The organism is Nonomuraea pusilla (assembly GCF_900109355.1).
Taxonomy (GTDB): domain Bacteria; phylum Actinomycetota; class Actinomycetes; order Streptosporangiales; family Streptosporangiaceae; genus Nonomuraea; species Nonomuraea pusilla.
This window is the reverse complement of the sequence record NZ_FOBF01000014.1, coordinates 189844-211686: the sequence shown is the minus strand read 5'-3', so window position 1 is coordinate 211686 and position 21843 is coordinate 189844. Positions and strand designations below refer to the sequence as shown.

The following is a 21843-nucleotide window of genomic DNA, read 5'->3' as shown; positions in this document are numbered from 1 at the left end:
GATCGCGGTCGCGGGGCGGGGCCGGGCGGCCCCGCGGCGCGCTCCGCGATCAGACCGGGCGGCAAAGTCTCGGCGCGCCGCGGGCGCGCGCTCCCGTCACGGCGCTAGGGTTGTGTCCCTTATGGGCGCGCCGAGCGGGGAGGGACGGTGAGCAAGCTCGGCAAGGTCGGGCCGTACACCCTGCTGGAACGGCTCGGCCGGGGTGGCATGGGTGAGGTGTACCTCGCCAGCGCCCGTCGTGGCGAGCGCGTGGCGCTCAAGGTCCTGCACGATCTGGCCGAGGACGAGATGTCCCGCATCCGGCTGGAGCGCGAGGTCCGGGCGCTGCGCAGGGTCGAGAGCCCGTACGTCGCCAAGGTGCTCGACGCGGACCTGACGGGTGCGCGGCCGTACCTGGTGATGGAGAACATCGACGGCGTCACCCTGCTGGAGCAGGTCAGGCAGCACGGGCCGCTCGACATGGCGCAGCTCCTGGAGCTGGCGCAGGGCATCGCCGCGGCGCTGGCGATCATCCACGCGGCCGGGGTGGTGCACCGCGACCTGAAGCCGGGCAACATCATCATGGGCTCCCACGGTCCCGTGCTGATCGACTTCGGCATCGCGCAGGTGCTCGACGCCACCCGGCTGACCATGACGGGCACGTTCCTCGGCACGCCGGGCTACACCGCCCCCGAGATCTTCGCGGACGAGCCGGTCGACGCGTCCGTCGACGTGTACGCGTGGGCGGCGACGGTGGCGTTCGCCGCGACCGGGCGGCCGACGTTCGGCAGGGGCACGGCCGAGGCGCAGATGTACGCGGTGCTGAACGGCCAGGCCGATCTGAAGGGCGTCCCGGTGGCGCTGCTGCCGCTGGTGCGGGCGGCGCTGAACAGGGAGCCGGGCAAGCGTCCCACGGCGGCGCTGCTGGCCGACAGGTTGTCGCGGCTGGCCCGCGCCACGAGCGCGGCCGCGAACGGGGCCGCGGGGCAGGCCGGGGGCGCGTCCGCCGGTCAGGGCGGCGGGACGGCCGCCGCCTCGGCGGCGGGCGGGCAGGAGGCGGGCGAGACGCCGCCGGCGGCCGACGACGCCAGGGGCGCGGCGAGGAGCCGCACCGCCGACTCGGCGAGGAGCCGCACCTCCGATTCTCCGAGGGGCCGAGCCGCCGACGAGGCGAGGGGCACGGCGGCCAGGCGCGCCGCCGACGAGCCCAGGGGAGCGGCGGCCAGGGCGCGTGCCGCCGAGGAGGCGAAGGGCGCCGCGCGGGGCCGCGCGGCGGAGGAGGCCAAGCAGCCCGCCCCGCGGGCCACGCGCACCGGCGCCGATGGCAAGGTGCCGGCGCCGCGCACGCGCGGGACGGCCGACGGCAAGGGGGCCGCCGCCCGCGCCCGCGCCAACACCGAGGGGAAGGTGCCCGCGCCCCGCGTCACCAGGGCGCAGGCGGCGGGGGCCGACAGCAAGGCGCCGGCGTCACGCGTGCGCGCGGTGACCGAGGGCAAGACGCCGGTGCCGCGTACCCGCGCCGCGGGGGAGGCGAAGGCGCCCGTGCCCAGGGCGCGGGCCGCCGAGGCGGTGCGCGGCAGGACGCAGGCGCCGCGCAGGACGGGCCTGCGGGCGGAGTCGTCCACGACGCTGCCCGCGGGCAGCGGCGCGCTGATGCTGCTCGCGGTGCTCGCGGTGCCGTGCGTGGTGGCGACGGTGATCTGGCCGATCGCCTCCATCGCCATCACCACGGCGTTCGTGGTGCTGACCAGGGCGCTGTGGATGAGCCACTGGATGGTGCGCAACCGCGCCACGCGCCGGGCCAGGGCGGCGCTGCGCACGCTGTGCTTCCCGTTCGCGCTGACCGGCTCGGCGGCCACGGCGGTGGTGTGGCCGGGCGTGCCGGTCGCGGTGGCGGCGGGCGGCGCGCTGTGGGCCACGGGAGGCGGTCAGATCACCTCCGACTGGTGGCAGCAGCCCGCGCCGGTGACGGTCGCGGGCGTGGTGTTCGGCATGCTGTGCGGCGGCATCACCGGCCGCGAGATCGAGCGGATCGGCGCCCGGCTGCCGGAGCTGCGCAGGGAAGGGCTGCGCGCACTGGCCGTGCTGGGCGGGTTCGTCGCCCTGTGCGCGGCCGCGGTGCGCGCGATCGCGCTCCTGCTGTGAGCCTCCCGCCGTGACTCTCCTGTCGCGAGTCTCCTGTCGCGCCCGCCCCGGCGGGGGCCGGGTCAGCCGTCGCGGCGGGAGAAGCGGTTGAAGATGCGCTCGCCCGCGTTCACCGCGCCCTCGGCCACGTCGCGCAGCACCCCGATGAACGGGTCCTGCGACTGCGACCAGGACGCGCGGTAGGACTCGGCCGCCGCCTTGATCTCCTCGGTCACGCGGGCGTTGGCGTCGTCCTCCCTGCGGGGGTAGTCGCCGCCGATGATGCGGTCGTACTGGCCGCTGCGCTGCCACTTGTCGAGCTCGGCCACGCGCACCACCGCGAACGGGTGGGTGGTGCCGAGCAGGTTGAGCACCTTGAGGAATCCGTCGCGCAGGTCGCCCGCGGTGTCGTACTCCTGGTACTGCTCCAGGAACGCCTCGATGTTCATCTCGTGGGTGTAGGCGCCGCCGGCGAGCTTCATCAGGGCCCGCTTGGCCGCCTCGGGGTTCTGGCTGGTGAGCAGGCCGCCTCGGTCGGAGGAGAGCTCGGACTTGCGGTACCACTCCTCCAGCCCCGCCACGATCGCGCGCAGGCCGATGTAGCCGAGCGGGATCCAGGCCACGCGGGTGGCCAGGCGGGTGAGGATGTCGAGCATGGTCCGGTAGACCGCGTGTCCCGAGAGGATGTGCGCGGTCTCGTGGCCGATGACGAAGCGCTGCTCCTCCTCGTCCATGAGGTTGAGCAGGCCGGTCGTCACGACGATGAACGGGTCGTCGAACCCGATGGCCTTGGCCTGGACCTGGGGATCCTGCTGGATGTAGATCTCCGGGATGCGGTGCAGGTCGAGGGTGTAGGCCGCGTCGCGCCCCATGTCGTAGATGGAGCGGAACTGGGTCTCGCTCACGCGCACCGCCGACGCTAGGTGCATCAGGCGCAGGCGGCGCTCGCTGACGAGGCCGGACATCTGCTTGAGAACCGTGTCGAACCCACTCAGTTTCCGCAGAGCGACCAGGGCGGACCGGTCTGCGGGGTGTTCGTAGGCACGGGACGAGATGCCGGGTAGCTGGACGCGGTTGCGGTCCGGGGTGGTCGTCATGCCCGGCATGCTACGTCCGCGAGGGGTGGGATGCGCGGCCATCACCGAGGGGGGTGCCATCATGTTGGGGTGGAGCGTCCGCGTAAGGTCCGTTTCATGATGAATGCTCCTGGTGTGCAAGGTATTAGGCGGGTTGGGGTGATGGGCGGGACGTTCGACCCCATCCACCACGGCCACCTCGTGGCAGCCAGCGAGGTCGCACACCACTTCGAGCTGGACGAGGTCGTCTTCGTGCCGACCGGGCGTCCGTACCAGAAGGCCGAGCGCGCGGTGTCGGCGCCCGAGGACCGCTACCTGATGACGGTCATCGCCACCGCCTCCAACCCGCGCTTCTCCGTCAGCAGGGTGGACATCGACCGGCCGGGGCCGACCTTCACCATCGACACCCTGCGCGACATCGGCGAGTTCTACGGCCCCGACACCGAGCTGTACTTCATCACCGGCGCCGACGCGCTCGGCGCGATCCTCGGCTGGCAGGACGCCGACGAGCTGTTCGAGCTGGCGCACTTCGTGGGCTGCACCCGTCCGGGGCACACGCTGCACGACCCCGGGCTGCCCGAGGGCAAGGTGACGCTGCTGGAGATCCCGGCGCTGGCCATCTCCTCGTCGGAGTGCAGGCAGCGCGTGGCCAAGGGGGAGCCCATCTGGTACCTGGTGCCCGATGGGATTGTGCAGTACATCAACAAGCGCGGGCTTTATCGCACTAAAGGCTGATGCGGCGTGCGCCGTACGTGAGGGGCGGCGGGGCGGAAGGGTACCCTCAAGTATGGGCATGCTGCCGACACAGGAGGACAGACCCGCATCGTGACCGCATCCGAGAGAGCCGTCCAGCTGATCCAGATCGCCGCCGAGGCCGCGGCCGACAAGCTGGCGGATGACATCCTCGCGTACGACGTGAGCGAGCAGCTCGTCATCACCGACGCCTTCCTGCTCTGCTCCGCCACCAACGACCGGCAGGTCCGCGCCATCGTCGACGAGATCGAAGAGCGGCTGCGCACCGAGGCCGACGCCAAGCCCGTGCGCCGCGAGGGTGAGCGCGAGGGCCGCTGGGTGCTGCTCGACTACATCGACATCGTCGTGCACGTCCAGCACGAGGAGGACCGCACCTTCTACGCGCTCGAGCGCCTCTGGAAGGACTGCCCGGCCATCTCCCTGCCCGAGAGCGTCACGCACGCCAGCATCCAGCGGGCGCGCACTTGAGCAAGAGGATCGTCTGCCTCCGCCACGGGCAGACGCTGTGGAACGTCGAGCACCGCTTCCAGGGCCACTCCGACATCCCCCTGGACGAGACCGGCCTCGCGCAGGCCGCCAGGGCCGCCTCGCTGCTCGCCGCGCTGCGCCCCACCCTGATCGTCTCCTCCGACCTCCAGCGGGCCAACGACACCGCGCTCGCGCTCGGCCGGCTCGTCGGCCTGGACGTCGCCGTGGACAAGGACTTCAGGGAGCGCGGCGGCGGCCAGTGGGAGGGCCTGACCCGCGACGAGATCGCCGCCCGCTGGCCCGAGGAGTACGTCGCCTGGGACGCGCCGGGCGGCGAGCCCGTGGCCGAGGTCGCCACGCGCGTGGCCCTCGCCATGCGCCGCTGGGCGGCCAGGCTGGCCGACGACGGCCTGCTGGTGGTCGCCTCGCACGGCGCCGCGCTGCGGCTCGGCATCTGCGAGCTGCTGGGGCTGCCCGAGCAGCTGTGGTCCGCCCTCGGCGGCCTCGGCAACTGCTCCTGGTCCGTCCTGGAGGAGGGGCGCAAGGGGTGGCGGCTGCTGGAGCACAACGCCGGCACGCTGCCCGAGCCGATCAGCAGCGACGACTCGCCCGACGCCGAAGGCCGCGGAGCCGGGCGCGATTAGGCGAATCGGCGCGGATGGTTATATGCTCTCGGAGCGCCGCAAGCGGGCTGACCCGCAGCGGTGACCAGGGGCTATAGCGCAGTTGGTAGCGCGCCTCCATGGCATGGAGGAGGTCTGGGGTTCGAATCCCCATAGCTCCACCTGCGATCACGAGAGCGGCGGCGTCCATGAGGGCGCCGCCGCTCTCGTTCTGTCAGGAGGCCGGTACGGTCCTGGGCTCCCACGAGAACACGCCCGGCGACGCCGGGTCGGCCGTCACGCGCAGCCACTCGCTCGCCGTCGCGCCGAACGTCTCCAGCCTCGTCAGGTTCGGCACGCCCGCGTAGCCCGGCTCCACCTCGTAGCGGTGCTCGTCGCCGTGGACGAGCAGCACCGGCTTGCCGTACGCGCGGGCCCGCTCGGCCAGCTCGGCCCTGATGCGCGCGTACCCCGGCGTGGCCGTCGGCTCGGCCTGCATCATGAGCAGCACGCCCGGCGCCTGCGCCCGCTCCGCCGTGTCGAACGCGGCGTCGATCCAGTCAAGGGCCGCCGACTCGCGCGCCTCGAACTCCGCCCGGCGCTCGGCCGGGCGGTCGCCGCCGGGGAGCTGGCCCCACGGTTCGAGGTCGTTCTCGCTGCCGACGACGTGCACGGTCGCGAACAGCACGCCCGACCGGGTGAACAGCACGTTCTCGCGGTAGTCGCGGTGCCGCGGGTCGCGGGCCTGGGTGCGCACGCCCATCGGGTGCGCGCCCAGCGTGCGCCCGGCCACCGGGTAGAACACCCGCCTGACCGCGTCGAGCCGCTCGGTCGGCAGGTAGCCGCCCGCGGCCGTGCGGTGGCAGTCGGTCCACTCGTTGTCGCCCGGCGTCAGGACGAACGGGTCGTCGAAGGTGCCGAACAGCTCGGCCAGCGCCGCGAACCTGGCGTCGTCACACGTGGACGAGCCGTTCTTGACGTCGCCCGCGTGCAGCACGAAGCGCACGCCTGGCTCGGCGTCGATCGCGGCGACCAGTGAGGGGAACGCGGCCTGCTGGGCGTCGCCGTACGGGGTGTCGCCGATCAGCGCGAACGTGACGGCGCGCCCGTCACCGGCGGGGGAGGGCGTCGCGGCGGCGGCCGGCGCGGTGACGGCCAGGGACACCGCGGCGAGGGCCGCGGCGATGAGGGTGGTACGCATGCCCGATTGTCGGCAGATCCGGCTCACCACCTCATGACGCCCGATCGACCACCGGGCCAACCCTGCGCGACGACCCGGCCAACCCGTCCGTGGAGATCTGCTAGCGTCTGGGGCGTGTTCCACCTCTGTGCGTAGACCGGTGCCTGACGTCGATCCTCCCTCCAGGCACCGCGGCCTCCGCCTGCGTGCGGGCCGCCTCTCCACGCTAGGAACACTTCCTTGTCCTCCCTGTCGCGCTGCTGCGCGTGCGCGGGACCTTCCGCGCCTTCTCCGCGGCCCTGCTGGGCCGCCTGTCCTACGGGACCGTCTTCCTGTCCCTGACGCTCGGCGTCGCCGGCGCGAGCGGCTCGTACGCCGTCGCGGGCACGGCCATGGCGCTGTTCGGGCTGTGCGTCTCGACGCTGTCGCCGCTGCGGGCCGCCCTGATCGACCGGTACGGCGCCCGCAGGGCGCTGCCGCCGATGGCCGCCGCGTACGCGCTGCTGCTGGGCTGCCTGGCCGTCGCGGTGTGGCGGCCGGGCGCGGACGCCGTGCCGCTGTGCGCCCTGGCCGGGGCGGCGGGGGCGTGCGCGCCGCCCCTCGGGCCGACCATGCGGGCGCTGTGGGGCCATCTCGCTCCAGGCCCCGAGGCGCTCCAGCGCGCCTACGGCCTCGACGCGGTCATGGAGGAGCTCATCTTCGTCACCGGGCCGCTGCTGGCGGGGCTGTTCCTGCTGGTGTCGCCGGGCGCGGGCGTGGCGGCGAGCGCCGTGCTCGTGCTGACGGGGACGGTCGCCTTCGCGTCCAGCCCCGCCGTACGGGCGATGGACGCCTCCCGCGAGGCCACCAGGCGGGGTCCACGGAACGAGCGGCCGGGAGGCTGGTGGCGGCGCGGCCCGCTGCCCATGACGGTGACGGTGACGGCGGCGGCCGGGCTGTGCCTGGGCGCGGTGAGCCTGCTCCTGGTGGCGTTCGCCGGGCAGCGCGGCCAGACCGCGCTGGTGCCGTGGCTGGAGGCCGCGCAGGCGGCGGGGAGCGCGCTCGGCGGCCTGCTCTACGCCGCCGTCCCCTGGAGGTCGCCGCTGCGGGTGCGGCTGGCGCTCCTCGCCGCGGGGCTCGGCCTTGCCGTGGCCCTGGCCGGGCTCGCGCCGGGCGGTGCGGCGATGGCGGCGGCGGTGTTCGCCGCGGGCGTGTTCGTCTCGCCGCTGCTGACCACGGGGTACCTGCTGGCCGACGAGGCGGCGGGGGAGGAGCACAGGACCCAGGCGGGGGCATGGGTCAACACCGCGCTGAACACCGGCGTCTCCGCGGGGAACGCCGGCTCGGGGCTGCTCGCGGGGTGGCTGGCGCTGCCGCTGTGCTTCGCCGCGGCCGCCGTGCCGGTGCTGGCCTCGGCGGCCGCCGCCGGCGGGGTCCGACGTCGAACCGGCGCCCCGGCGGAGCCGCCGCCCCGGTAGCGGCGCCGGACGTCAGAGGTCGCCCCCGGTAGCGGCGCCGGACGTCACGCGTTGCCGCGCACCCACAGGACGACGCCCACCGCGAGGGCCCCGATGAGGAGCACCAGGCCGCCCACGAGCACCGTCCACCACCAGGCGGACCTGGGCGGCTTGGCCACGTAGTGCGGGACGTCGGGCAGCATGTCCGGCGTGTACGGCAGGCGCCGCGTGGACTGCTCCAGCGGGTTCCCCATCGGGGGAGGGGCGGGCCGCGGCAGGCGGCGCTGGACCGTCCGGTCGGGGTCGGGCGGCTGCTGCTCGTGGGACATGTGCTCGGGGGGCATGGTCTCCTCGCGCTGCCGGAGGCAAAGGATCAATCTGGTCATTGTCACACCTTCCCGGTCCGGCTCGTCCAGAACGCATGACACGCGTACTCGTGACAGGAGCAAGCGGACGGCTCGGCAGGGCCGTCGTGGACGTACTCGCCGGACAGGGGTACGAGGTGCGGGCCGCCAGCCGCGCCGCCAGGAACGCGGGCGGGCCGGTGCGCTGGGTCGTCGCCGACCTCGTCAGCGGGCGCGGCGTCGCCGAGGCCGTGGACGGCGTGGACGCCGTCGTCCACCTCGCGTCGGCACCGTACAAGGGGCGCTACACGGCACAGGTCGAGATCGACGGCACGCGCGGGCTGCTGCGCGCCGCGCGGGAGGCCGGGGTGGGGCACGTCCTGTACGTCTCGATCGTCGGCGCCGACCGGGTGCCGTGGGGCTACTACAGGGTCAAGCTGCGCGGCGAGGAGGTGGTCAGGGCGGGCGGGGTGCCGTGGACGATCCTGCGGGCGACCCAGTTCCACGGGTTCGTGGAGCAGGGGCTCGCCGCGCTCGCCAGGCCCGGCTTCCTGGTGGTGGACCCGGCGATCCCGGCCCAGCCGGTGGACGTCCGCGACGTGGCCGCCCGCCTGGAGGGGCTGCTGCGGCTCGGCCCGTCGCGGACGGTGGAGGAGTTCGGCGGGCCGGAGGTGCTGACGCTGGGCGAGGCCGCCGAGACGTGGCTGCGGGCACGGGGGAGGCGCCGGCCGGTGCTGCGCGTGCGACTGCCCGGCCCGCTGGGGCGGGCCTTCCGCGCCGGGCACCTGGTGACCGCCGCCCGGCCGACCGGGACGATCACCTGGCGGGAGTACCTCGCTCAGTAGCCCTGCGGCGGCTGCCCGCCCGGGGTCTGCCACCCCGGCTGCTGCTGTCCGGACTGCTGCGGGCCCATCTGCTGGGGACCGGGCTGGTGGGCGCCCGGCTGGTGGGGTGCGGGCTGCTGCCAGTCCGGCAGGGGAGCGGGGCCCGGCTGGGGCCACGGCTGGTGGGGTGCGGGCTGCGGCTGCCGGCCCTGGGGCAGCGGCTGCTGCCCGGCCTCACGGCCGGTGCTGCGCGCGGCCACGCCCCAGATCAGCAGGCCGGTGCCGACGATCTCGAAGAAGGTCGAGATCAGGTTCTGGATGGAGAAGACCGTTCCCAGCGACCTGGTCCCGAACAGTTCGAGGATCAGGTCGGTCGCGAAGTTGCGCAGGACGTTGAACAGCGTGCCCAGCAGGAGCACGACGCAGCCGATCAGCCCGAGGACGGCCGCGCGGCCCCTGTGCCGTCTGGCCATGGCCGTCAGGACGATCCCCACGAGCAGCAGGACGCCCGAGGCGCCGAGACCGAGCACGGCGGTGATGAGGATGGAGGAGTCGTTCATGTGGAGGTGGTCCATTCCCTGGCTAGGAGACGGAGGGATCTGGCGGGGACCGGTGCCGGGACACCCGAGATTCCGCAGACCTCCTGGCCACCTTAGCGTCGAGGCGTGACGTCCCCCCGGGGAAAGGTCACTCCCCGGACGGCGGGCGGCCCGGCGTCCCGACGACGACGGCCTTGCCCGTCGCGTGGCCCCCGGCGACGTACCGGACGGCCTCCGGGGCCTCCTCCAGCGGGTACGTCGCGCCGATGACGGGCGTGAGCCGGCCGGCTTCGATCAGTTCCGCCAGCAGGCGCAGGTCCTCCTCGCGCGGCTTCAGCAGCAGCACGCGCAGCCGGTGACGGACGAGCGGCGACAGCAGCATCGCGCGAAGCTGACGGTCCACGCCGCCGATCCAGCGCCCGCCCTCCTCGCCGCCCATGATGACGAGGGTGCCGCGGGGCGTGAGGGCGCGCCGCAGGCGCGACAGCGGGCGGTTGCCGGCGATGTCGAGGATGAGGTCGTAGCGGTGGCGCCGGTCGGTGAAGTCCTCGCGGGTGTAGTCGACGACGTGGTCGGCGCCGATCGAGCGGACCAGGTCCGCCTTGCCGGGGCCGCACACCGCTGTGACCTCGGCGCCGAACGCCCTGGCCAGCTGCACCGCGAACGTGCCCACCCCGCCCCCGGCGCCGGTGACCAGCACCTGCTGCCCTGCCCGGACCCGTCCCAGGTCGCGCAGGCCCTGCAGGGCGGTGCGCCCGGACACCGGCACGGCCGCCGCCTGCTCGAAGGTGAGGCCGGCGGGCTTGTGCGCCAGGTCGTCCTGCCGGGCGCGGGCGTACTCGGCGAAGGCGCCGACGCAGGTGCCGAACACCTCGTCCCCGGGGCGGAAGCGGGTGACGCCGCGCCCGACCGCCTCCACGCGCCCCGCCACGTCCGCGCCCCGCACCTTGATCTTGGGCGCGCGGAGCCCGAAGCCGAACAGCCGCAGCAGGTACGGCTTCCCCGTCATGAGGTGGACCACGCCGGCGTCGACGCCCGCCGCGTGCACCCGCACGAGGACCTCGCCTTCTCCCGGCGCCGGCTGGTCGATGTCCCTGAGCCGCAGCACGTCGGCCGGCCCGTAGCTGTCCTGGACGATCGCTTTCACGGGGTCTCCTCCGCGTTGTCGGGGTAGTGGAAGACGTCGTCGAGCGGGACGCCGAACACCCGCGCGATCTGGAAGGCCATCTCCAGGGACGGCGAGTAGCGGCCCTGCTCGATGGCGATGACGGTCTGCCGCGTGACGCCGACGCGGCGGGCCAGCTCCGCCTGGGTCATCTCGCCGTGGGCGAAGCGGAGGGCGCGGATCGAGTTGGTGACCCGGGTCGGCTTCACCACGGCCAGAAGCCCCGGCGGTAGGCGACGATCTTCGCGACGGACCCGGTGACCGCGGACAGGACGAACGCCAGGTAGAGCACGTTGGCGATCCAGAACTGGTCCACGCCGGCCATCGCCATGCCGAGGGCCGCGACGGCCCCGGTGACGACGAACGACTGGCCCATGTGCTCGCCGAACCGGCTGATCTCCCGGTCGCGCTGGTCCTTCCGGTCGGCGTCCTCGGGGGCGAGGGCCGCGACGACGACGCGCAGCACGATCGTGACGACGACGGCGGAGCCGATGGTCCACAGCATGGTGGCCGCGTACGGCACGTCGGCCAGCGGGCCGCCGCCCGCCTTGCCCAGGAGGAGGACGAGGTACGTCACGTAGGCGACGGCCGAGACGACCGCCATGTTCCACGCGAGCTTCTCTTCGAACGACATGCCTTCAATGTAAAGAACGGCAGACATCGTGTCTAGTATTCTTTACATCACTCGGCCCGAGGAGGGAGCGGTGCGACACCTCACAGAAGCCGGAGCCCGAGGCCCCGGCGCGTCACCCGGACGGTCGGAGGGCTGCCAGAGCCCGGTCGATCGAGTCGAGGTCCAGGGGGCCCTGGTAGCGGACACCGTTGAGGAAGAGGGTGGGGGTGCCGCGGACGCCGCCGGCGCGGCCCGACTCCTCGTCCTCGGCGATCCGCGACACGTGCGCGGGCACGTCGCCCCAGGGGTCCACGTCGAGTTCCGCCGCGTAACGCTCCAGGTCGCGGTCCGTGAGGAAGCGCTGGTTGTCGTACAGGACGTCGTGCATGTCCCAGAACCTGCCGCGGTCGGCGGCGGATTCGGCGACGATCGCGGCGGACGCGGCCCGCGGATGCAGGGTCCGCAGCGGGAAGTGCCGGAAGACCAGCCGCACGTCCGGGTTGCGCCGCAGCAGCTCGTCCAGCACGGGGTGCAGCCTGCCGCAGTACGGGCACTCGAAGTCGCCGTACTCGACGATCGTGATCGGGGCGTCGGCGGGGCCCCTGACGTGGTCGTCAGGGCCGACGGGCGCCGCCAGCGCCTCGGGCAGCTCCTCCTCGGGCTCGGCCTCCGGCGGCGCGCAGACGCCGCCGCGGTCCCAGGCCAGCCGGAAGACGATCCAGCCCAGCACCGCCGACAGCAGCGACCCCGCCAGGATCCCGATCTTGGCCTGGCTCTGGACGGACGGGTCGTCGAAGGCGAGGTCCACGATGAACAGCGCCACCGTGAAGCCGATGCCCGACACCGCCGCCCCGCCCAGGAGCTGGCCCCACACGAGGTTGCCCGGCAGCACGCCCCACCCGAGCCGCAGCGGCAGCCACGTGCCGATCGAGATGCCGGCGAACTTCCCCGCCACCAGCCCCACGGCCACGCCGATCGAGATCGGGGAGGTGAGCGCGGCCCGCACCGCCTCGGCGTCGAGCCGCACGCCCGCGTTGGCCAGCGCGAACAGCGGCACGATCACGTAGCTGCTCCACGGGTGCAGCCGGAGCTGGAGCCGCTCGTTCACCGAGACCGCCATCCTGACGCGCCGCGCCGCCTCCCTGGCCGCCCGCGCGCTCGGCTCCGTCGTGAACCCCTGCACGGCCTCGCCCGCGAGCAGCAGCTTCTGGTCGCTGGGGGCGTACACGAAGACCAGGACGCCGAGGGCGATGCCGACCAGCGTCGGGTGGATGCCGCTCTCCAGCGTCGCCACCCACAGGGCGAACCCGAGCACGATGTACGCCGGCGCCCGCCAGATGCGCAGCCACCGCAGGGTCGCGATCGCGGCCAGCAGCGCGGCGGCGGTGACCAGCGCGGGCACCTCCAGCTCGGAGGTGTAGAAGACGGCGATGATGATGATCGCCAGGATGTCGTCGACGATGGCCAGGGTGAGCAGGAACGCCCGCAGCGGGTCGGGGCAGCGCGCCCCGACGATCGCGAGCACGCCCAGCACGAACGCGGTGTCCGTGGCGATGGGCACGCCCCAGCCTCCCGCGCCGGGGCCGCCGAGGTTGAGCGCCAGGTAGAGCCCGGCGGGCACGAGCATCCCGCCGAACGCCGCCACGGCCGGGACCGCGATGAGCCGCCGGTCGCGCAGCTGCCCGAGCCGCACCTCGTACGACACCTCCAGGCCGATGACGAAGAAGAAGACGGTCATGAGGCCGTCGTTCACCCAGTGGCGCAGGTCGAGCGAGAAGCGGGCGTCGCCGAAGGACAACCCCATCGGGATGTGCCAGAACGCCTCGTAGGTGTGCCCCCAGGGCGAGTTCGCCCAGACCAGGGCGAGGACCGTGCCGGCGAGCAGCACCGTCGTGCTCCCGGCCTCGGTCCTGAAGAACGACCGCAACATCCCGCCACCCCCGGCGTCCGATCCTAGGACCCGGCCGTCCTCCGCCCGCGCGGGCCCGGCGCGCCCCGCTCGCGGGGGCGGTCCCGCTACCCCGGCGGGCGTAGTGGGGACGTCTCCCTCCGGACGATGCCCGGGGCGCGGCGCCGCTGCCAGCCTTGTCCCATGGACGGAGGGCAGGACGCGCACCAGGACGCCCAGCGGGAGGCCCAGGGGAGGGCCCGGCGGGGTGCACGGTGGAGAGGGCGGTGGGAATCACGGTGGGGATCACGGTGGGACACCCGGTGGGAGGTGCTGCGCGGAGTTCTGGGCGGGCTCTCGGCGGCCTACGCCGTGGCCTTCCTCGTCGCCGCGCTGGCGCACGCGGGGGTCGCCTTCCGCGGGCTGGGGGAGCCCGTGATCGTCCCTGCCGCCGTGGCGGAGACGCTGTGCGGCGCGGCCGTGCTGGCCGGCGGGTACGGCGCGCTCGCCCGGCGGCCGTGGGCCTGGAACGGTCTGGTCTACACGCACGCGGCGGCGCTGGCCGGGGTGCTGATCGGCATCCTGGCCCTGGCTTCCGGCGCGGCCACCACGACGCCCCTCACCCTCCTGTACCACCATGTGATCGGCGCGCTGCTGGCCGCCGGCCTCGCCGCCGCCTTCTACGCCAGGACGCGCGGGTAGCGGCCCCGCCGGGCCTCCACGGGAACGCGGGGCCTACGGGGCGGTGAAGTGGCCAGGCTCCAGGGAACGCGCGCCTATGGGGCGGTGGGGTGGCCGGGCTCCAGGGTGCGCAGGCAGGCGGCGGCGTCGTCGAGGTGGTCCTCGCTGAAGACGCGGATGCCGTGCTGCTCCAGCAGCGCCGTGGTGACGCCGTGGCCCGCGACCCGTCGGCCGCCGAAGGTGCCGTCGTAGATCGTCAGGGAGCCGCAGGACGGGCTGCCCTCCTTCAGCACCGCCAGCCGGGCGCCGGCCGCGCGGGCGGCGTCGAGCGCCGCCCGCGCGCCCCGCACGAACTCGGCGGTCACGTCGGAGCCGTCGGCGGCCAGCACGCGGGCCGCCCCCGCGAGGACGTCGGCGCCGCTCGCGCCCGGCTCGATCTCGGCGGCCGGCCGCGGGACGGGCAGCCCGCCCGCCACCTCGGGGCAGAACGGCACCAGCCGGCCTTCTTCGCGCCAGCGGGCGAGCCTGGCGTCGCCGCTGGTCTTGGCCCCGCCGTCGTAGCGCACCCGGCGGCCCATCAGGCACGCGCTGACCAGGATCCTCTCCACGCCTCCGATCCTACGAGCCCCTGACCGGCCGCCAGGCTGGTGAGCCCCTGGCAAGGCGTGCGCGCCCCTGACCGGCCGGAAGTCCTCCACGGCCGTGAGCGGCCGAAAGCGGGGGCGGGGGGTCCTGGCGGTAGCCTTTCCCCGATGAACACCACCGTCGCCACGATCGTCATCACGCTCGCCCTGGTGCTGATGCTGGGCAGCGTGATCGCCGCCGTCCGCGACCGCGCCATGGGCATGGTCCTCCTGATCGGGTTCGCCCTGCTGGAGGTCGCCGTGCTCGTCCAGGCCGGGTTCGTGATCGCGGCCGTGGCGGGCGGGGCGGGGCCCGAGGACAAGGTGACGCTGTTCGGCTACATCGCGGGCGAGGTGCTCATCCCGCCGGCGGGCGTCTTCCTCGGCCTGGCCGAGCGCAGCAGGTGGGGGTCGGCGATCCTGGCGGTGGCCGGGTTCGCGATCGCGGTGATGACGGCGCGGCTGCTGCAGGTCTGGCAGGGCCAGGCGTGAGCGGTGACGGCACCGAGCCGCGGGCGAGCCGTGACGACCGGCCGCCGGTGAGCGGCGACGGCATCGGCACGGGGCCCGGGCGGGCGCTGGTCGCCGTCTACGGGCTGTTCGCGCTGGCGGCGGGCTCGCGGGCGGGCGTGCAGATCGCCACCAGGTTCGGCGAGGCGCCGCTCGCGTACACGCTGTCGGCCTTCGCGGCGCTCGTCTACGTGGTGCTGACCGTGGCGCTGGTGCGGGGCGCGAGGCGGCTCGCGTTCGCCGCGCTCGGCGTGGAGCTGGCGGGCGTCCTCCTCATCGGCACCGCGAGCCTGGTCGATCCGGCCGCCTTCCCCGACGAGACCGTCTGGTCGGCGTACGGGAGGGGGTACCTGTTCATCCCCCTGGTGCTGCCCGTCGTGGGCCTGTACTGGCTGCGGCGCAGGCGTTAACGCGCGTGCCGATCGGGCAGAGGCAGATGCCATGAGCACGATCGAGCATTCGGTGGACGTGAACGTCCCCATCACAGTCGCGTACAACCAATGGACGCAGTTCGAGAGCTTCCCCGAGTTCATGGAGGGCGTGGAGTCGGTCAAGCAGCTCACCGACACCCGCACCGCCTGGATCACCGAGATCGCCGGCGTGCGGCGTGAGTTCCAGGCCGAGATCACCGAGCAGCACCCGGACGAGCGGGTCGCCTGGCGCTCGCTGGACCGCCCCCACCAGGCCGGCGTGGTGACCTTCCACCGCGTCGACGCCGCCACGACCAGGGTCACGCTGCAGATGGAGTACGACCCCGAGGGGTTCGTGGAGACGGTGGGCGACTGGCTGCAGATCGTCCGCACGCGCGTCAAGGGCGACCTGGAACGCTTCAAGGCGTTCATCGAGTCGCGCGGCGGCGAGACCGGCGGCTGGCGCGGCGACGTGCCGGGTCCGCACCAGCGCGGCTCCTCGTACGGCACGCCTGGTGCCACGGAGGGTCTGGGCGGCACGGTCCCGCCCGGCACGGTGGGCGGCGGCGACTACCGTCCGGACACGACGCTGCCGCCTCCCGGCCCGATCCCGCCCGGCGGCGAGCCTCCGGAGGGTCCGCGGCCGGTGCTGTGAGGCGCGTACGTGGACCTGCGGCGGCCGCGGGTGCGAGACCCCGAGAGTCCGTGGCAGAAGCCCCCGCTCCGGCGGGGGCTTCGTCGTGAGGTCTGGACCGGTATCAGGTCTTTCGCCGGATACCTCATGAGTCAGGAATAACCCGGCAGTTTGCTCCTGTTAAGGTGGTGTCTCATGATTCATCCCATGACTTGATGAGTGGAGGACCTCCCCGCATGAGCGTGCTCGTCCAAGAGTCCCGACCGAGGACCGCGCCCCTCGCCTGGCTCCTCGTGCTGGGAATCGTCCTGGCCGCGCTGAACCTGCGCACCGCCGTGACCAGCGTGGGACCGCTGCTCGACCAGCTCGCCCAGGGGCTCGGCATGTCGAGCGTCGGGACGGGCCTGCTCACCACGCTACCCGTCCTGGCGTTCGCCGGGGTCGGCGCCGTCACGCCCGCGCTGTCGCGGCGCCTCGGCGAGCACCGGCTGCTCCTGCTCGCGCTCGTCACCCTCGGCGCGGGCATGCTCGTCAGGTCGCTGGTCGACTCCGCCGCCGTGTTCCTGCTGAGCAGCGCCGTGGCGCTGTCCGGCGGAGCCGTCGGCAACGTGCTCATCCCGACGCTGATCAAGCGCCACTTCCCGGCCCGTACCGGGATCATGACCACCGTCTACACCACGGCGCTGGCCGCGGGCACCATGCTCGCCGCCGCCGCGACCGTGCCGATCGAGCGCGCGTCGGGCAACTGGCACATCGCGCTCGGCGTGTGGGCGGCCCTGGCCGCCGTCGCCGCCATTCCGTGGCTTGCGCTCCTGCGCAGTGAGCCGGAGCGGGACACCGGCCGCCGGGACGCGGGGCCCCGCACGCTCCTCAGGAGCAGGCTGGCCTGGACGATCGCCGTCTACTTCGGCACGCAGTCCATGATCGCGTACATCATGTTCGGGTGGCTGGCCACGATCCTCACGGACGGCGGCTACAGCACCGGGCAGGCCGGGCTGATCCTCGGCGTGTTCACGGCGCTGAACATCCCCGTCTCGATCGTGGTGCCGATGGTCGCCGCGCGCTTCCGCGACCAGCGGCCGGTCGTCGTCGGCCTGGTCGCCGCGTACGTGGTCGGCTTCCTCGGCCTGTGGCTGGCGCCCGCCGCGTCCGCGCCCGTCTGGGTGTTCTTCGTGGCGGTCGGCATGGGATCGTTCCCGCTGGCGCTGACCATGCTCGCGCTGCGGGCGAGGACGCCGGAGAGCACGGCCGCGCTGTCCGCCTTCGGGCAGAGCGCCGGATACCTGATCGCCGGCGCCGGCCCGCTCCTCGTGGGCGTGCTGCGCGAGGTGACGGGCGGGTGGAGCCTGCCGTACCTGATGATCTTCGGGGTGCTGGTCGCGCAGCTCCTCACCGGCCTGTACGCCGGACGCGACCGCTACCTGGAGGACGAGAGAATGGCCCGGTGAAGTCCACCGTCGTCACCTTCCCCAGCGGCCTGGTCAGCGGCCGCTCCGCGATCGTCGGGACCGTGCCGGTAGGGGGCCGGCACGGCCTCGTCGTCGAGCGAACCCCGTTCCACCCCCTCGACCACACCTGGCCCGACCAGCCCGCCGACCGCGGCACGATCGCGGGCCTGCCGGTCGTCGACTGCGTGACAGGGGCCCAGTCAGAAACCGGCGAGGTGTTCACGGGCGAGGACATCCCGGTGCGGCGCGGCACCGAGGGGTGGGAGTGGCTCGTCGTCCACGTCACCGACGACCTGCCCGGCGACGGCGGCGACCTGGTGGGGCTGGAGGTCGACCTGGAGGTCGACGCCGCCCACCGGGCCGCGCTGTCCGCGGGGCACAGCGCCTGCCACCTGGCCGCCCTCGCGCTCAACGCCGCCCTGGCGGAACGCTGGCGCAAGGAGGCGGCGCGCGACGCGCTCGGCCACCCCGACTTCGACCAGACCGCGATCACCTCGTCGCGCATCGAGCCGTACGGCAGCGTCGACGTCTACCGGCTCGGCAAGTCGCTGCGCAAGAAGGGCTTCACGGCCGAGGACCTCGACCCGGCCGGGGTCGCCGCGCAGGTGAACGCGCGGCTGAAGGCATGGGTGGCGGCCGACGCGCCCGTCCGCGTGGACGTGCCCGGCCCCGCCCTGACCGCCCGCCGCACCTGGCACTGCTCGCTGCCGGAGGGCGAGGCGTCGATCCCCTGCGGCGGCACCCACGTCACCCGTACGGGCGAGCTGGGCGAGGTCACCGTCGAGCTCTCCCTCGACGAGGCCGCCCTGACCATGCGCACCACCGTCACGCCCTGAGCGCAGGCGGCGCCGGCCCCGGCGCGGCGCGAACACTCCTGAAAGTCCGTTAGACTTGGTGATCGCAAGGGGCTATGGCGCAGTTGGTAGCGCGCCTCCATGGCATGGAGGAGGTCTGGGGTTCGAATCCCCATAGCTCCACCGGGGCCGTTCTTGAAACGGCTCGACTGGAGTTGACGGGATCCCGTCTGATCATCGCGATCAGGCGGGATCTTGTCGTTTCTGTCGGAGCGGTCCGGGTCACCCGGCCGTGGGCGAGGCGGTTCGTGGGATCGCCGAGATCGAAGGCGGAGTTCTTCGCCCGGCCGTTCAGGCCCTCGGTGTCGGCTTTTCCAGCCGCCGGCACGTGAGTGCCGTGGTCCCCACGAACCCTCGGCCGTGATCTAGGCCGGGCCCAGCACCGCCGGCCTGATCAGGGCCTGGGCGGTCTCCACGAAGAACTCCTCGGAGGCGTCGTGTGCACCGAGCACGACGCCCTGCCCGAGCCCGGACAGCAGGGCCTTCAGCGCGCGGGCCAGGCGCAGCGCCTGCCTGTCCGTGACCGCGGCTCCTTCGTGCTCGCGGCCCGAGAACAGCGCGGCGAGCTCGACCTCGGTCGATCTGATCGAGGCGTTGAGCTTGCCGAGCAGCTCCGGGTCGTGGAGCACGAGGTCGAGCACGCGGGCCTCGAACAGCAGCTTCCCAGCGGCCTCCGGGTCGGCCGAGATGCGCAGGAACCTGCGGGCGACCTCGGCCACGGCCTCCTCCAGCCGCGGGCCGAACTCGGCGGCCTCGGCCGAGCGCAGGTCGAGCGGCCCCACGTAGTCGTCGACCATGGCGACCATCAGATCGTTCTTACCGCCGAACAGCGAGTAGATCGCGCCGGTGGTCAGACCGGCCAGGTCGGCGATGTCCTCCAGCTTCGCCTTGGAGCCGTCCCGGCCGACGACCTCGCGTGCCGCCTCGATCAGCGCGCGCTTGTTGGCCGCCTTGCTTTCAGCTCTGGTCAGCCGCATGACATCTCCTGCACGCCGTAAAAGTAATCTGATTTACTAGAATAATTCAGATTATCAGGAGGCTGAAAGATGGACGTCGCCCACCACATGAGCCGGGTGCCCGACTACGCCGCGTTCCCCACGGTGGACCAGATGCATGCCGAGCTCGACGACCTCGCCGCCGCCCACCCCGACCTCGTACGGTTGCGCCGCATCGGCACCTCTCGCCTCGGCGAGCCGCTGCGCGTCGCGACCATCGGCTCCGGCCCCCACGACGCCGTGGTCATCGGCGGCCCCCACCCCAACGAGCCGATCGGCGCGCTCACCGTCAGCGCGCTGCTGCGCCAACTCGTCGAGGACACCGGTCTGCGCGAGGGGTTCGGCTACCGCTGGCACCTCATCCCGTGCGTCGACCCCGACGGCGCTCGGCTCAACGAGGGCTGGTACGCCCGGCCCAGCGACCGCCGCGCCTACGCTGAGCACTTCTACCGTCCCGCCGAGGCCGACCAGGTCGAATGGACCTTCCCACTGACCGGCGAGGACTACTTCTTCGACCGCACCCTGCCTGAAACCGAGGCGCTGATGCGCCTGATGGACGAGGTCAGGCCCGCCTTCGTCTACTCGCTGCACAACGGCGAGCTCCAGGGCGCGTTCTACTACCTCAGCAAGGACGATCCCGCGCTCGCCGCTCGCCTGGCCGCCATCGCGACCGCCGAGGGCGTGCCCCTGCACATGGGGCCGCCCGAGGTGCCGAGCGCCGTCCCGATCGGTCCCGCCGCCTACATCACCCCGAGGGGCGCCAAGCTCGCCGCCGCCTACGGCATCGGCGGCGGCAGCATCGACTACGCCGACCGCTTCGGCGCCCTGCACCTGGTCACCGAGCTGCCCTACTGGGCCGACCCCCGCGTCGCCGACCAGTCTCCCGCCGGCCAGAAGTACGGCGAATCGATCAGGGCCGCCCTCGCGGCACAACGCGACCTGATCGCCGAGCTGGCGCGATCCCTGGCCGCCGTGACCGCCGACCTGACCGTCCAGTCTCCCTTCCGCCGCGCTCTGGAGGACTTCGTCCGCGCCTACGGCGAGTTCATCGGCGAGTGGGAAGATCTGTCCGGCACCGACCGGCCCGCCACCGTGGCCGAGGTGGTCGGCAAGCGGCAGCTCGTGCACAGCATGCGGCTGAGGTACTCCCGGACCTGTCTGCGTATGCTGGACGCCGAGCTCGGTGCGGGCAACCAGACGCCCGCCATCCGCGCAGAACGGGCCCGGCTCGGCGCACGCTTCGACGAGTGGTTCGCCGAGGCCGAAGCCGAAGCGATGGGCACGCCGATCCCGCTCCGCTCCCTGGTCGCCGTACAGCTCGGCGCGGCGCTGCTCGCAGCGGAGTCGGCCAAGGGGACCGCCGCCTGAACCGATGCCCGCCGCGAGGGCAGGCATCGGTTCAGACGGCGCTGTGCCTGTCGCGAGGGCAGGCGCTCGCGGCGGCCGAGATCCTCTACCGGCAGGGCCGCCTTCCTCGTGCTGGACAGGGTGGCGCGTCGTGCCGGGCTCGTCGCGCTCAACCCGATGGGCCGGCCGATCGTCATGGGCAATGCCGGTGACGCCGACGACGTCGGCGTCTCGGCGAGCTCGTGCTCAAGGTCTCCTGATCGGTAGGGCGGCGGCGCGGCTCTAGTAGTAGCCGGTCGTGCCGTCGAGGAGTTCGCGCACCGTGTCGAGGTGGCCCGCGTGCCTGGCCGTCTCCTCGATCATGTGGAGCAGCATCCAGCGCAGGTTCGCCGCGGCCGAGCGGAAGTCGGGGTGGCGGCCGACGTCGTCGAGGGAGTGGCGGGCGACGATGTCGTTGGAGACGGCGCACTGCCGCTCGTACTCCTCCAGCAGCCGCGCCAGCGGGACGCCCTCGACCATCATGTCGGCGTCCTCGGGGCCCTCGAACTGCGGGCCCTCCGCCTTGCCGCCCAGGAAGAGCACCTCGAACCAGCAGTGCTCCACCCACCGCAGGTGCGACACGAGCCCCGCCGCCGTCATGAGCGGCGAGGACGGCAGCACCGGGCGGTGCGCGTCGGCCTCCGACAGGCCCTCGCACTTCCAGCGGACGATGGAGCGCTGCATGTCGAGCCAGCCGACGAGCTGCGTGCGCTCGTCGGCGGTGAAGGGCGGCCGGGTGCGGGGAGGAGGTGTCATGGCAGGACCGTACGACGCCGCCTCCCCGGGCCGCACCGGGTTTTCCGCGCGCCCGGTCCGACCGGCTCCGCTGATCAGCGGTTACCTCGAAACCGCGATATATCGGGTTCAGTGATGGCGGCGCCGGCCGCCGAAGGTCTTGCCGAGGTGGAACCCGCCGGGCAGGCGGACGGAGACGTGCCGGCGGCCGTCGGGCGTGGTCGTCACGTGGACGTTCCGGTTGCCGAAGCTGTGACCGACCCCGTGCCTGGTCAGGTGGATGCGGAACGGCCCCAGTTTGATCGACTTGCTGTAGTGCCAGCCCATGACCCTCCTTCGGTTCCTCCCTGTACGGGGTGAACGTACCGGCCTGTCATGGGGGTTCCCCGGCCCGCCGGGCGGGGGAGCGGCAGCGCGCGGCCGGGCCGCCACCCCAGGCGACCGCGTGGCCGGGCCGCCACCCCGGGCGGGACCGTGGGCCGGGACCGGATCTCGTGAAGGGTCCGGCCGCGGCGTAACGTCGGCGTCGGCCCTGTCCGCGGCCGGCGCGGGCGGGCATCCAGGGAAAGGACCCGC

25 protein-coding genes and 2 tRNA genes are annotated in these 21843 nt (G+C 73.4%); 15 read left to right on the top strand and 12 right to left on the bottom strand.

Annotated elements, in window-relative coordinates:
• Positions 1–147 precede the first annotated feature (147 nt).
• Positions 148–2124: a serine/threonine-protein kinase gene (locus BMX74_RS27230; RefSeq protein WP_055506257.1), complete on the top strand. Its 1977-nt coding sequence runs from the start codon at positions 148–150 to the stop codon at positions 2122–2124.
• 62 nt (positions 2125–2186) lie between these two features.
• Here the strand turns inward: BMX74_RS27230 and BMX74_RS27225 are convergent, their stop codons facing one another.
• Positions 2187–3200 (bottom strand): M48 family metallopeptidase, encoded by a 1014-nt coding sequence (locus BMX74_RS27225; RefSeq protein ID WP_055506378.1) that lies wholly within the window; start codon positions 3198–3200, stop codon positions 2187–2189.
• Positions 3201–3296: 96 nt separating this feature from the next.
• Between BMX74_RS27225 and nadD the strand changes: the two genes are divergently transcribed.
• The 4 genes from nadD to BMX74_RS27205 all read left to right on the top strand — a co-directional run bounded on the left by nadD (position 3297) and on the right by BMX74_RS27205 (position 5184).
• Entirely contained in the window at positions 3297–3914 is a 618-nt protein-coding gene (gene nadD, locus BMX74_RS27220; protein ID WP_082535335.1) for a nicotinate-nucleotide adenylyltransferase, read from the top strand.
• Between the two features lie 90 nt (positions 3915–4004).
• Positions 4005–4400: a ribosome silencing factor gene (gene rsfS, locus BMX74_RS27215; protein ID WP_055506256.1), complete on the top strand. Its 396-nt coding sequence runs from the start codon at positions 4005–4007 to the stop codon at positions 4398–4400.
• Entirely contained in the window at positions 4397–5044 is a 648-nt protein-coding gene (locus tag BMX74_RS27210) for a histidine phosphatase family protein (RefSeq protein ID WP_055506255.1), read from the top strand. The genes rsfS and BMX74_RS27210 overlap by 4 nt, the downstream gene beginning before the upstream one ends.
• Positions 5045–5111: 67 nt before the next feature.
• Positions 5112–5184, top strand: a tRNA-Ala gene (locus BMX74_RS27205).
• Positions 5185–5237: 53 nt separating this feature from the next.
• On the opposite strand, the gene BMX74_RS27200 is transcribed toward BMX74_RS27205, so the two are convergent.
• Entirely contained in the window at positions 5238–6203 is a 966-nt protein-coding gene (locus BMX74_RS27200) for a metallophosphoesterase (RefSeq protein WP_091103558.1), read from the bottom strand.
• Between the two features lie 245 nt (positions 6204–6448).
• On the opposite strand from BMX74_RS27200, the gene BMX74_RS27195 reads away from it, so the two are divergent.
• Entirely contained in the window at positions 6449–7639 is a 1191-nt protein-coding gene (locus tag BMX74_RS27195) for an MFS transporter (RefSeq protein ID WP_218154072.1), read from the top strand.
• Between the two features lie 44 nt (positions 7640–7683).
• On the opposite strand, the gene BMX74_RS27190 is transcribed toward BMX74_RS27195, so the two are convergent.
• Positions 7684–8004: a hypothetical protein gene (locus BMX74_RS27190; RefSeq protein ID WP_143078776.1), complete on the bottom strand. Its 321-nt coding sequence runs from the start codon at positions 8002–8004 to the stop codon at positions 7684–7686.
• 35 nt (positions 8005–8039) lie between these two features.
• Here BMX74_RS27190 and BMX74_RS27185 point away from each other — a divergent pair, with 35 nt between their 5' ends.
• Positions 8040–8807 (top strand): SDR family oxidoreductase, encoded by a 768-nt coding sequence (locus BMX74_RS27185; protein ID WP_091103552.1) that lies wholly within the window; start codon positions 8040–8042, stop codon positions 8805–8807.
• On the opposite strand, the gene BMX74_RS27180 is transcribed toward BMX74_RS27185, so the two are convergent.
• The 5 genes from BMX74_RS27180 to nhaA all read right to left on the bottom strand — a co-directional run bounded on the left by BMX74_RS27180 (position 8801) and on the right by nhaA (position 13033).
• Positions 8801–9346, bottom strand: coding sequence for a G protein-coupled receptor family protein (locus BMX74_RS27180; RefSeq protein ID WP_055506250.1), 546 nt, complete (start codon positions 9344–9346; stop codon positions 8801–8803). The genes BMX74_RS27185 and BMX74_RS27180 overlap by 7 nt on opposite strands.
• A gap of 127 nt (positions 9347–9473) precedes the next feature.
• Positions 9474–10472, bottom strand: coding sequence for an NAD(P)-dependent alcohol dehydrogenase (locus BMX74_RS27175; protein ID WP_091103550.1), 999 nt, complete (start codon positions 10470–10472; stop codon positions 9474–9476).
• The gene (locus BMX74_RS27170) at positions 10469–10702 is read right to left on the bottom strand and encodes a helix-turn-helix transcriptional regulator (RefSeq protein WP_055506248.1); all 234 of its coding nucleotides are present in this window, start codon (positions 10700–10702) and stop codon (positions 10469–10471) included. The genes BMX74_RS27175 and BMX74_RS27170 overlap by 4 nt, the downstream gene beginning before the upstream one ends.
• Complete coding sequence (locus BMX74_RS27165) at positions 10696–11124, bottom strand: hypothetical protein (RefSeq protein ID WP_055506247.1); 429 nt, start codon at positions 11122–11124, stop codon at positions 10696–10698. The genes BMX74_RS27170 and BMX74_RS27165 overlap by 7 nt, the downstream gene beginning before the upstream one ends.
• 112 nt (positions 11125–11236) lie before the next feature.
• Complete coding sequence (gene nhaA, locus BMX74_RS27160; RefSeq protein WP_055506246.1) at positions 11237–13033, bottom strand: Na+/H+ antiporter NhaA; 1797 nt, start codon at positions 13031–13033, stop codon at positions 11237–11239.
• 288 nt (positions 13034–13321) lie between these two features.
• Here nhaA and BMX74_RS27155 point away from each other — a divergent pair, with 288 nt between their 5' ends.
• Positions 13322–13693 (top strand): hypothetical protein, encoded by a 372-nt coding sequence (locus tag BMX74_RS27155; protein WP_055506245.1) that lies wholly within the window; start codon positions 13322–13324, stop codon positions 13691–13693.
• A 74-nt stretch (positions 13694–13767) separates the two neighbouring features.
• On the opposite strand, the gene BMX74_RS27150 is transcribed toward BMX74_RS27155, so the two are convergent.
• Positions 13768–14280, bottom strand: a complete 513-nt coding sequence (locus BMX74_RS27150; protein WP_055506244.1) for a 2-thiouracil desulfurase family protein — start codon at positions 14278–14280, stop codon at positions 13768–13770.
• Positions 14281–14424: 144 nt separating this feature from the next.
• On the opposite strand from BMX74_RS27150, the gene BMX74_RS27145 reads away from it, so the two are divergent.
• From BMX74_RS27145 to BMX74_RS27120, 6 genes are all read left to right on the top strand, one after another.
• On the top strand, positions 14425–14787 hold the full coding sequence (locus tag BMX74_RS27145) for a hypothetical protein (protein ID WP_055506243.1): 363 nt from the start codon (positions 14425–14427) through the stop codon (positions 14785–14787).
• Positions 14788–14834: 47 nt separating this feature from the next.
• Positions 14835–15215, top strand: coding sequence for a hypothetical protein (locus BMX74_RS27140; protein WP_055506376.1), 381 nt, complete (start codon positions 14835–14837; stop codon positions 15213–15215).
• Positions 15216–15246: 31 nt separating this feature from the next.
• Positions 15247–15870, top strand: a complete 624-nt coding sequence (locus BMX74_RS27135; protein WP_055506242.1) for an SRPBCC family protein — start codon at positions 15247–15249, stop codon at positions 15868–15870.
• Positions 15871–16085: 215 nt separating this feature from the next.
• The gene (locus BMX74_RS27130; RefSeq protein WP_091103548.1) at positions 16086–17297 is read left to right on the top strand and encodes a CynX/NimT family MFS transporter; all 1212 of its coding nucleotides are present in this window, start codon (positions 16086–16088) and stop codon (positions 17295–17297) included.
• Positions 17294–18133, top strand: a complete 840-nt coding sequence (locus BMX74_RS27125; RefSeq protein ID WP_055506240.1) for an alanyl-tRNA editing protein — start codon at positions 17294–17296, stop codon at positions 18131–18133. Before BMX74_RS27130 ends, BMX74_RS27125 begins: the two co-directional genes overlap by 4 nt.
• Positions 18134–18201: 68 nt before the next feature.
• Positions 18202–18274 (top strand) — tRNA-Ala (locus tag BMX74_RS27120).
• Between the two features lie 242 nt (positions 18275–18516).
• Here BMX74_RS27120 and BMX74_RS27115 read toward each other — a convergent pair.
• Positions 18517–19128, bottom strand: a complete 612-nt coding sequence (locus BMX74_RS27115; RefSeq protein WP_055506239.1) for a TetR/AcrR family transcriptional regulator — start codon at positions 19126–19128, stop codon at positions 18517–18519.
• Between the two features lie 69 nt (positions 19129–19197).
• Between BMX74_RS27115 and BMX74_RS27110 the strand changes: the two genes are divergently transcribed.
• A complete protein-coding gene (locus BMX74_RS27110; RefSeq protein ID WP_055506238.1) occupies positions 19198–20514 on the top strand; it encodes a M14 family zinc carboxypeptidase in 1317 nt (438 codons plus the stop codon).
• Positions 20515–20775: 261 nt separating this feature from the next.
• On the opposite strand, the gene BMX74_RS27105 is transcribed toward BMX74_RS27110, so the two are convergent.
• Together BMX74_RS27105 and BMX74_RS27100 are read right to left on the bottom strand one after the other, a co-directional pair.
• The gene (locus BMX74_RS27105; protein ID WP_055506237.1) at positions 20776–21288 is read right to left on the bottom strand and encodes a DinB family protein; all 513 of its coding nucleotides are present in this window, start codon (positions 21286–21288) and stop codon (positions 20776–20778) included.
• 108 nt (positions 21289–21396) lie between these two features.
• Complete coding sequence (locus BMX74_RS27100; RefSeq protein WP_055506236.1) at positions 21397–21594, bottom strand: DUF4236 domain-containing protein; 198 nt, start codon at positions 21592–21594, stop codon at positions 21397–21399.
• Positions 21595–21843 lie beyond the last annotated feature (249 nt).

What these genes read in the sequence shown, in the direction of transcription:
- BMX74_RS27110 (WP_055506238.1), top strand. Translation starts at nt 19,198, where the DNA reads ATGGACGTCGCCCACCACATGAGCCGGGTGCCCGACTACGCCGCGTTC.
- BMX74_RS27145 (WP_055506243.1), top strand. Translation starts at nt 14,425, where the DNA reads ATGAACACCACCGTCGCCACGATCGTCATCACGCTCGCCCTGGTGCTG.
- BMX74_RS27100 (WP_055506236.1), bottom strand. Translation starts at nt 21,594, where the DNA reads ATGGGCTGGCACTACAGCAAGTCGATCAAACTGGGGCCGTTCCGCATC.
- BMX74_RS27200 (WP_091103558.1), bottom strand. Translation starts at nt 6,203, where the DNA reads ATGCGTACCACCCTCATCGCCGCGGCCCTCGCCGCGGTGTCCCTGGCC.
- BMX74_RS27225 (WP_055506378.1), bottom strand. Translation starts at nt 3,200, where the DNA reads ATGACGACCACCCCGGACCGCAACCGCGTCCAGCTACCCGGCATCTCG.
- BMX74_RS27115 (WP_055506239.1), bottom strand. Translation starts at nt 19,128, where the DNA reads ATGCGGCTGACCAGAGCTGAAAGCAAGGCGGCCAACAAGCGCGCGCTG.
- nadD (WP_082535335.1), top strand. Translation starts at nt 3,297, where the DNA reads ATGATGAATGCTCCTGGTGTGCAAGGTATTAGGCGGGTTGGGGTGATG.
- nhaA (WP_055506246.1), bottom strand. Translation starts at nt 13,033, where the DNA reads ATGTTGCGGTCGTTCTTCAGGACCGAGGCCGGGAGCACGACGGTGCTG.
- BMX74_RS27190 (WP_143078776.1), bottom strand. Translation starts at nt 8,004, where the DNA reads ATGACCAGATTGATCCTTTGCCTCCGGCAGCGCGAGGAGACCATGCCC.
- BMX74_RS27105 (WP_055506237.1), bottom strand. Translation starts at nt 21,288, where the DNA reads ATGACACCTCCTCCCCGCACCCGGCCGCCCTTCACCGCCGACGAGCGC.
- BMX74_RS27135 (WP_055506242.1), top strand. Translation starts at nt 15,247, where the DNA reads ATGAGCACGATCGAGCATTCGGTGGACGTGAACGTCCCCATCACAGTC.
- BMX74_RS27130 (WP_091103548.1), top strand. Translation starts at nt 16,086, where the DNA reads ATGAGCGTGCTCGTCCAAGAGTCCCGACCGAGGACCGCGCCCCTCGCC.
- BMX74_RS27165 (WP_055506247.1), bottom strand. Translation starts at nt 11,124, where the DNA reads ATGTCGTTCGAAGAGAAGCTCGCGTGGAACATGGCGGTCGTCTCGGCC.
- BMX74_RS27180 (WP_055506250.1), bottom strand. Translation starts at nt 9,346, where the DNA reads ATGAACGACTCCTCCATCCTCATCACCGCCGTGCTCGGTCTCGGCGCC.
- BMX74_RS27185 (WP_091103552.1), top strand. Translation starts at nt 8,040, where the DNA reads ATGACACGCGTACTCGTGACAGGAGCAAGCGGACGGCTCGGCAGGGCC.